This window comes from Enterobacter sp. CM29 (assembly GCF_013179605.1).
Taxonomy (GTDB): Bacteria; Pseudomonadota; Gammaproteobacteria; order Enterobacterales; family Enterobacteriaceae; genus Enterobacter; species Enterobacter intestinihominis.
The window spans coordinates 1-7,258 of record NZ_JABMCU010000216.1; the positions used below are offsets into that span (position 1 = coordinate 1).

Here is a 7,258-nt window from a genome sequence, read left to right on the forward strand (position 1 = left end):
GTCAGGGATGTCATACAGCACCTCATTCTCCAGGGCGAGGTTCCTGTATAACGCAAAAATGTGACGGGGATCTATATTTTTTGTTTATGTTTTGTCCACATGAACATTCTTGCCGGGCGGCACTGCGTTTGCCCGGCCTACAAAAATACTTTCGTAGGCCCGGTAAGCGCAGCGCCACCGGGCAAACAAGCATCAGCGGAAGTTAATGTTCTTATCGCTGGTCATATCATACAGCTGGAACTTACGTCCAAGCTGCTGACCGCCGTCGCGCGTCAGCGGCGTCCAGCCCACTGCCGCACGGCTGCGGGTTGGGCCTGACGAGAACAGATCCAGCGGAATCGACACATACACCCCTTTGGTGAAGTCCCCTTCCCCGTACTCGTCTGGCGAAACGTTGGTGATGGTGGCATAACCGCCTACCACAACGCCGCTGTCGAAGTGTTTGGAGATATCCAGCGTGCCGCCCTTATCGCCCGCCAGGTACTGCCCGACGCTGGCTTTCACCAGCACATCCTGTGCGAACGACGGCGTCCAGTAGGCGGTCAGGTGGCCGGTTTTGACACTGTAGTCGGTGAACTTCATCATGTCCTGCGCGCTGCGCCAGTCACGCTGTTTCACGTAGTTGGCATCAATCCCAAACGCCCAGTTACTGTCGACGGGACGATAAAGCACCTCCGCCCCCGCGCCGCCGAACATGGTTTCCAGATAGCCACCGTAAACCTGGCCGTAGAAGCCGTTACCGAAGTACTGGAAGTAGTTGGCCTGCAGGTTATTCACGTAGATATCGTTCTGCACATATTCGCGAACGCGGGTACGCACGCGCGGCAGTTTTGAATCATTCGGCGGGTTGGTGTAGTTAAATTTGTCGTAGTTGTTGGCAAGGTTGCCGAACAGACTACCGGTGGTCAACAGGTGGTCGGTCACCCACAGATCCGCCGTCGCCATCGCGCCCAGCTGATACATGTAGAAGTTTTCCGGCCCACCCACGGACTGGTTCAGCACCGGATCGATATGGAAATCGAAGCGGGATTTATCGATATACCAGCCCTGCTCGGTGCTCTCTGGCACCACCGGCTCAACGCGTTTTTGCACCAGCTCGGTTTCATGTCCCAGCGGTTCGCCTTCAAGATGACGCTTAAGGCTGGCAACATCGGTTTCAGTGGTGACCTGCGGCAGGTTGAGACGGTTCTCCGTCACGCGGATCGTGCGGATCCCCTCCGGCAGATCGTTCATGACGATCCGGTTGGCGCGCTCGATCCCTTCGCGGGAGTCGCGGTATTTTACCTGCTCGCCGGTAACGTACAGCGTATCGCCTTTGGTCTGGATCTTCGGATCCGCCAGGCCTGCGTTATATTTCAGCAGCGTCAGCTGGTTCGCTACCACGGAGTGATGAATGATCGCATCCTGCGGCTCCGGCTGGTATTTGGGCCGCGGGTTATCATTGTAGCGCGGCCGCATGTCGTTAAAGTTGGTGCGCAGCGTAAAGCCAAACATCAGGGTATTACCGCGCTCATAGCTGAGGTTAACGTCGGCCCAGTCGGTGACGCGGTAAATGGCGCCGACGTTAAACTTGCTCTTCTGCTCAATCTTGCCGGCAAAATCTTCGCTGTAGTTATTGCCTTCGTACTCCAGCTTCAGGCGCAGCGGCTGCCATGGCGTTTGATACTCTACGCCTCCAAACAGCGAGGCCGGGCCGTGGAACATCTGGTCGCCGTTGATGGAACCCGCTTTTTTATAGCTGTTATCGCGGTAGCAGTATTTGTCGCTGTAGGTACAGAACGGGTTGGTTACGTTGCCGCTGGTGCCGAGGTAGCCCCAGCCAAGACCCAGCGAGAAATCAAACGGTCCCCAGGCTTTGCTGGCAACGATGTATTCCGCATCAAACAGGCCGGTCCCGCCAATGTCTTTCGCCCCGACGGAGACCTGCGGCATCCAGTAGCTCTCTTCCCACAGGCGCAGCTTCACGTCGAAGGCTTTGTCTTTATAGGTCTGATCGCCGGAGAAGGCGTCCACGCTGCTGTACTGTTTTGTACGCACGTCGGTGTAGCGCAGCGTGGTCTCCAGCCAGGGGAACAGCTGCACGGACGCAGAGTAGTAACGGTACTGATCGTTATCGCGATAGTTAAGGCTGATTTCCCCTTCGCGGGCCATACGCGCGGTCGGGGTTTGCAGTAAGCCCACGCCGCCAAAATCGGACTGCGACGGGCCGATGGGTGCCGGATACGTTTCTGCATGACAGGCGGCACTCACGCACAGTGCAAGCATGCTGTAGAGATAGGTTTTTTTCATTATTCCGGTATCCGCTGTATCAGGGAGCGAAGGATATCGGCATTAAGCCCGTCATACGCTTTCGTCCAGAAATGGTCGGCAAAACCGACAAAAATGATGCTGCCTGGCATAGGTTCGATATGGCGTTTATTCCAGTAAGCCACCGGCGCTTTCTGCGTATGCCCGTCCGGATAGACCACCCAGGCATAGCTTTTATCCGCTCCGCTGAGCAGACTTTGCTCGTCGAGATAGCTCGCCACGTCCCGGCCCGGCGTAAACGGCTTTTTGCCAGGGCTGCTGAGAAGCCCCATCACGGTGACGGTGGAAGGCTGAGCCGGAAGCCACAGGGTATAGTCCCCTTCCAGCGACGGATTGCCGTTTTCCGCGACACGCACTTCGTCGGGATCGAGATTCACCTTCTGGCGCCCCGTCACCTTAACCGCCTGAAGCTGCTGACGCAGGCTAGTAATGGCCGCGGCATCGTCAGCATCTTCCTGTTGTGCCAGCCCGCTCAGTCGGGCGAGCAGCGCCTGATGTTTTTGTTCCGCTACAATCGTCGCCTGACGCTCGCTGATAACCGCCCCGGTCCACCAGCTTTTCGCCAGCCTCGGCTGCCCCACCAGATCGAGCAGATGCCCGGCGTTGGTTAAGGTTTTAGGTTTTTCGCTGTCCGGGGTGTAGACCTGTACCGTTCCCGCAGACCACGCCAGCGGCGAGGCCAGGCTGGCGAGAAGCGCAACGTGAATGAACATTTTCATGATTTCGCCGCCTTGATCAGGGTGGTCTTCACCGGGAAGAAACCGGCACCGAGATACTGTAAGGACTGGCGGATTTGCCCCTCTTCGTCCACCCAGAAGCGGTTATGCCAGGTGGCCTGATCGGTTTTCACCTCTTCATCCAGCACGCGCACCTGCGTTTCGTCGCTGCCCACTTTGACGCTGTCCGTACCATCCCAGCGGAAGGTGGAGCGGGCCGTGGCGTAGCGCACCTGTTTGTGCTCGGTCCAGCCCATTGTGCGCGTCCAGCTTGCGCCATCGACGATCTGATTCGGCTTGATGAGCGGATCTTCAGCCAGGTTGTTTACCTCAAGCAGGTTGTCGCCGCCGAGCAACGTTTTCACGATTCGGGAATGCTGAGTCACGATGGTGGCCTGATCCTGCGTCACCCATTTCTGCTGCCCGTTTTCATCGAAAGCGAGCACCACAAACAGTTGCGGACCATCGTTTAGCTGCATGTACTGGCTGGCATACGGCATGTTCTGAAGTTCGTCATCGGTCAGATGCACGCCCGGCGTGCCGAACATGCTGTCCCACAGTGAGTGGCCCAGCCCTTTGGTGGTAGCTGAGCACGCCTGCAACAGCAGGCAAATCAGGATGATTGCAGGTCGCTTCACGACTCTTCTCCGAAGGGGCGAAATAACCACACCGAAGTGTGGTTATGATTAAAACACCCGGTATTACTGGGTGCTGGTCGTCGTAGTGGTCGTGGTTCCGGTATTGGAGCCATCACCGCCACCGGTTGCCGCCAGCGCGACACCCACGGCTGAACTTACGGCGCTGGTGCTGGCTGCGGTAGAACTCCCCGCAGACGCAGACGTCGCTGCCGACCCTGCTGCTTCCCCGACCTGGACCGGAGCTGCATAGACAGACGTCGCCGCAAGCGCAGATATGGCAAAAATGCCATACAGTACTTTCTTCATAACAATTTCCCTTCAATGAATGAATGGAGATTTGCCCGAAAAGAAATTCAGGCGGATTCGAGTATACACAACTAAAGCAGTGGGTTTACCGTGGGGGTAAATAGGGATGAGGTTTTCAGACTAATGGTTAAAAATGAAAAGAAAAAATAATTATTGAAATAGATAACCATTCATTATCAAACAGTTATAATATAAACCCATCAAAGTATCACTCCGTATTTTCTTAAAATAACCCTCAGCAATTAACGGGGTAACCGTGTTTTTCGGATTAAACTCAGATTCAGAATTTGAGATAACTAACAGACATCAGGAATTATCCGATAAAAAAATGCCGGCATATCGCCGGCATTGTTCATGACATATTTATTACGCACGCCATGCTTTATAACGGTTAATCAGACCATTGGTGGAGCTGTCGTGGCTGTCGATTGCTTTATCGTCACCCAGCTCTGGCAGAATGCGGTTTGCCAGCTGTTTGCCCAGCTCAACGCCCCACTGGTCAAAGGTGAAGATGTTCAGAATAGCGCCCTGAGTGAAGATCTTGTGCTCGTAGAGGGCAATCAGCGCGCCCAGGCTGAACGGCGTAATTTCACGCAGCAGAATGGAGTTAGTTGGACGGTTGCCTTCGAACACTTTGAACGGCACAACGTGTTCCAGCGTAGCCGGATCTTTACCCTGGTCACGGTACTCCTGCTCAACCACCTCGCGGGATTTACCGAACGCCAGCGCTTCGGTCTGGGCGAAGAAGTTAGACAGCAGCTTCGGATGGTGGTCGGAAAGCGGGTTGTGCGTAATCGCCGGGGCGATGAAATCGCACGGTACCATTTTGGTGCCCTGATGGATCAGCTGGTAGAACGCGTGCTGACCGTTGGTGCCCGGCTCGCCCCAGATGATTGGGCCAGTCTGATAATCCACCGCGTTACCGTTACGGTCAACGTACTTGCCGTTGGATTCCATGTTGCCCTGCTGGAAGTAGGCCGCAAAGCGATGCATATACTGGTCGTACGGCAGAATCGCTTCGGTTTCAGCGCCGAAGAAGTTGTTGTACCAGATCCCGATCAGCGCCAGCAGCACCGGCAGGTTTTTCTCAGGCGCGGTGGTGGAGAAGTGTTTGTCCATCGCGTGCGCGCCGGAGAGCAGCTCAACGAAGTTGTCGAAGCCGACGGACAGGATGATGGACAGACCGATCGCAGACCACAGTGAGTAGCGGCCACCCACCCAGTCCCAGAATTCAAACATGTTCGCAGTATCAATACCGAACTCACCCACCGCTTTACCGTTGGTGGACAGCGCCGCGAAGTGTTTCGCCACGTGCTTTTCGTCGCCCGCGGTTTTCAGGAACCAGTCGCGCGCGCTGTGGGCGTTGGTCATGGTTTCCTGAGTGGTGAAGGTTTTAGACGCCACCAGGAACAGCGTGGTTTCCGGGTTCACCTTTTTCAGCACTTCAGCGATGTGAGTCCCATCGACGTTGGACACGAAGTGCATGTTGAGATGGTTTTTGTACGGGCGCAGCGCCTCGGTCACCATGAACGGGCCGAGGTCAGAGCCGCCGATACCGATGTTTACGACGTCGGTGATCGCTTTGCCGGTGTAGCCTTTCCACTGACCTGAGATGATCGCTTCAGAGAAGGTTTTCATCTTTTCCAGCACCGCGTTCACTTCCGGCATCACATCTTTGCCGTCAACGATAATTGGAGTATTGCTACGGTTGCGCAGCGCCACGTGCAGCACGGCACGGTCTTCGGTGCGGTTGATCTTCTCACCGGAGAACATGGATTTGATGGCATCTGCCAGCTCAGTCTCTTTCGCCAGATCTTGCAGCTTCGCCAGCGTCTCTTTGGTGATACGGTTCTTGGAGAAATCCACCAGCATCAGGTCATCGAAGGTGGCGGAAAACTTGCTGAAACGATCGGCATCTTTCGCGAACAGATCCGCGATAGTGACGTCTTTCATTTCATCAAAATGTTTCTGTAGTGCCTGCCATGCAGCGGTCTGCGTTGGGTTGATGTTTTTCATAGCAATACTCTTCTGATTTGAGAATTGTGACTGCGGTCGATTGTAGCGCCTGCAAATAAAAATTGTGATGGTTTTTATGCCATTGCCCTGGTCTGCATCAAACGCAGGTGAAAAGACCCGAAAAGTATAGCTGCTGTCGCGCCCTTCCGGCGTGGCGAAATGTTGGTCAAAAAGGGGTAAAAAGGAGCATAAAATATGGGCCTGTTATAAGTCCTGTTTCTGAGGGGTACCCCCCCATGAAAAATCCGCATAATCCCAGCATTGACAGGACCTCCCCCGCATTTTATTTATAGGGCCGTATTTTGCGCCTGCACCTGTTCTCGCTTCATTCTTGTGCCAAGGTCGCTCTATTCATTCCCTGACACGAGGTTGTTATGACGAGTTTTGTGGTCGCCAAGTTTGGCGGCACCAGTGTGGCAGACTACGCTGCCATGAACCGCAGCGCCGATGTGGTGCTGGCCGATCCGAATACCCGCCTGGTGGTGCTCTCCGCCTCAGCCGGCGTGACGAACCTGCTGGTTTCTTTGTCTGAAGGACTGGAAGCGACCGAGCGTTTCGTGAAGCTGGATGCACTGCGCAAAATTCAGTTCGACATCCTTGAGCGTCTGCAAAACCCGAACGTCATTCGTGAGGAAGTGGAACGCCTGCTGGAAAATATCACTACCCTGGCAGAAGCCGCTTCACTGGCAACCTCTACCGCCCTAACCGATGAACTGGTCAGCCACGGCGAACTGATGTCCACCCTGCTGTTCGTTGAGATCATGCGCGAGCGCAATATTCAGGCGCAGTGGTTCGACGTGCGTAAAGTAATGCGCACCAGCGATCGCTTTGGCCGCGCCGAGCCGGACGTTGAAGCTTTGGCAGAGCTCACTAACCAGCAGCTTGCCCCGCGTCTGGATGAAGGCATAGTGATCACCCAGGGCTTTATCGGCAGCGAAGCCAAAGGGCGCACAACCACGCTGGGCCGTGGCGGCAGCGACTATACCGCCGCCCTGCTGGGTGAAGCCCTGCATGCCACCCGCGTGGATATCTGGACGGACGTGCCGGGCATTTACACCACCGACCCGCGCGTGGTCTCTGCGGCAAAACGCATTGACGTGATCGCCTTTGAAGAAGCGGCTGAAATGGCCACCTTCGGCGCAAAAGTGCTGCATCCGGCCACGCTGCTGCCTGCCGTGCGCAGCGACATTCCGGTCTTCGTTGGCTCCAGTAAAGATCCAAAGGCGGGCGGGACGCTGGTCTGCAAGAAAACCGAGAACCCGCCGCTGTTCCGCG

General features: G+C 55.6%; 6 protein-coding genes. 1 reads left to right on the forward strand and 5 read right to left on the reverse strand.

The features are described 5' to 3' along the window. Positions 1-192 precede the first annotated feature (192 nt). The 5 genes from HP459_RS19920 to pgi form a co-directional block, all read right to left on the reverse strand. Entirely contained in the window at positions 193-2,289 is a 2,097-nt protein-coding gene (locus HP459_RS19920) for a YjbH domain-containing protein (protein WP_171936702.1), read from the reverse strand. Next, the gene (locus tag HP459_RS19925; protein WP_171936703.1) at positions 2,289-3,026 is read right to left on the reverse strand and encodes a capsule biosynthesis GfcC D2 domain-containing protein; all 738 of its coding nucleotides are present in this window, start codon (positions 3,024-3,026) and stop codon (positions 2,289-2,291) included. Before HP459_RS19925 ends, HP459_RS19920 begins: the two co-directional genes overlap by 1 nt. Next, entirely contained in the window at positions 3,023-3,661 is a 639-nt protein-coding gene (locus tag HP459_RS19930) for a YjbF family lipoprotein (protein ID WP_367671007.1), read from the reverse strand. Before HP459_RS19930 ends, HP459_RS19925 begins: the two co-directional genes overlap by 4 nt. A 63-nt stretch (positions 3,662-3,724) precedes the next feature. Beyond that, positions 3,725-3,967 (reverse strand): exopolysaccharide production protein YjbE, encoded by a 243-nt coding sequence (gene yjbE, locus HP459_RS19935; protein WP_003860341.1) that lies wholly within the window; start codon positions 3,965-3,967, stop codon positions 3,725-3,727. Positions 3,968-4,333: 366 nt separating this feature from the next. Continuing rightward, positions 4,334-5,983 carry a glucose-6-phosphate isomerase gene (pgi, locus tag HP459_RS19940; protein WP_171936705.1) on the reverse strand — a complete coding sequence of 550 codons (1,650 nt, stop codon included), beginning with the start codon at positions 5,981-5,983 and terminating at the stop codon, positions 4,334-4,336. A gap of 374 nt (positions 5,984-6,357) precedes the next feature. Between pgi and lysC the strand changes: the two genes are divergently transcribed. Further along, positions 6,358-7,258: lysine-sensitive aspartokinase 3 (lysC, locus tag HP459_RS19945; RefSeq protein ID WP_171936706.1), on the forward strand; the 901-nt coding region annotated here is incomplete at its 3' end.